Here is a 265-nt window from a genome sequence, read left to right as displayed (position 1 = left end):
GGCGGTGCGTCTTAAAGAGAAGGGCGTGGCCACGGAAGTGATCGCCGTTTCTGTCGGCCCTAAAGCCGCGCAAGAGCAGTTGCGTACCGCGCTGGCGCTGGGCGCCGATCGCGCTATTCATATTGAAACTAACGAGCGCGTGGAATCCCTGGCGGTAGCCAAGCTGCTGGCCAAGGTCGTCGAGCAAGAGCAGCCCGGCCTGGTGATTCTCGGCAAGCAGGCGATTGACACCGACAATAACCAAACCGGCCAAATGCTCGCCGCA

1 pseudogene is annotated in these 265 nt (G+C 61.1%); it reads left to right on the top strand.

The features are described from left to right. A pseudogene (locus tag ACT3TF_RS17205) lies at nt 1-265 on the top strand (electron transfer flavoprotein subunit beta/FixA family protein); the annotation flags it as partial.

It is taken from the genome of Halomonas sp. AOP25-F1-15 (genome assembly GCF_052378675.1).
Classification (GTDB): domain Bacteria; phylum Pseudomonadota; class Gammaproteobacteria; order Pseudomonadales; family Halomonadaceae; genus Vreelandella; species Vreelandella casei.
The sequence above is the reverse complement of the archived record's forward strand: the minus strand, read 5'-3'. Positions and strand labels throughout refer to the sequence as shown.